The following is a 1459-nucleotide window of genomic DNA, read 5'->3' as shown; positions in this document are numbered from 1 at the left end:
TTCAAATTCCCTCTCTGGAAAACGACAACTGACATTACTCTCAAAAACATAAGATATGGTATTGCAAATAGCCAACCCTCAGATATTCAAGAAGACTTGGCGACGAAAGTCACACTAGAGTCTGGTTTGGCATCAACCGAAATTGGGATGTGGTTCCTGTTTAGAAAACCACCAACGAAAGTGAATTACAAAAACATTTCTTGCCCGGTTCTTATCGTGTCAGGACTGAAAGATAAGATCACACCGCCAAAATTGCAGCAGAAAATTCATAGCCGGTTCCGATCTCCAGCATCCCTTCGCCTGTTGGAAGAGGTCTGTCATTGGACAATCGGCGGAACATACTTACCACGCGTAAAAGCGCATATTTTTAGCTGGTTAAGTGAACAGCGCACGAGAGAAGGGTTCAAATATGCTGAAGCAGAAAAATATCGAAGTGCTTAAGACTTACTTTAGACTTTAAACCCAGGATCGCTCGATACACATTTGAATCAATGTTAGAGCGAACTAGGTACGACAGTGACCTCTAAAGAGCCAACCTCCATATGCTTTATTTCCCAACTACCCGAGGAGTCTTCAACTGTGGAACTCCTACGTAGGTCAGCTGCACGTGTGTAGACCAGTAACAGAGCTTCGCCATCAATACCCGTTTGATCAACCTCTATGACGGATTTGAGATACCCGTAGTTACTCCATGTTTCAGCATGCGATTCTGCCGATAGATTGGTAATAATCCGCGTAATATTTTTATCTCGATCGAGCATTACAACCTGAGGTATAAATGCGCCATGCTCGATACCCTGTTTTTTGTAGGATTTAACGAAGGTCTTTAACGTAATCAGGAAGTTTTTCCGCACTTCAGGAAGCCGAACTAAACGATAGCGACTGTCACCATCGACAAAACGATAAGAGAAGTCTTCTCGGTTTATAGGTACATGTAGCCCCTTGTCACGACGAAGCTCCAAGATACCAACATTTGGGATTTTCTTACAACAGCGTCCCTCAAAGCGACTGAAGTAACTCTCTCGATTGCCCGCGGATAGGATTTGAGCAGCTACAGGGTCTGCATCCTGAGGTAACACGAGCTCCGACTGGGCATTGTCCGGAGAGTAAACCACCGCTTCACTCACCTGCTCTTCCATCTCGCGCCGGTTTACCTCTTGCTGCATGACTTGAGGGCTATAAAAGATAACATTCGAATCGCCTTCGTTATCAAATGTCACGAAAAAAGGACGTTCGCCATCGCTACCAACATTGCCCTGCAAAAGATCATCACTGTCAACGAACTCTGCAGGATTGACCCTCGTTGCATCAAAGCTTGGATCGCCGCCTTGCGCGCGCAATCGCTTAACCACTTCGTCTGTCTCGTTCTCCTGTGACTCCCTTAATGCACGCTCAAAAGGGTTTTCCGAATTATCGACCTCTGCACCTGAACCGAATTGCGATGGATTCGCTGACTGTT

At 45.6% G+C, this 1459-nt stretch carries 2 protein-coding genes; one reads left to right on the top strand and one right to left on the bottom strand.

From position 1 onward, the window contains the following. On the top strand, positions 1–441 hold a 441-nt coding region (locus tag A3751_RS22880), incomplete at its 5' end, for an alpha/beta hydrolase (RefSeq protein WP_231876895.1). A gap of 53 nt (positions 442–494) precedes the next feature. Here A3751_RS22880 and A3751_RS13480 read toward each other — a convergent pair. Further along, the coding region (locus A3751_RS13480; RefSeq protein WP_068456938.1) for a MalM family protein at positions 495–1459 on the bottom strand (965 nt) is incomplete at its 5' end.

The organism is Oleiphilus sp. HI0080, from assembly GCF_001635135.1.
Note: the sequence above shows the minus strand (reverse complement) of the source record. Positions and strands in the feature narration are given on the sequence as shown.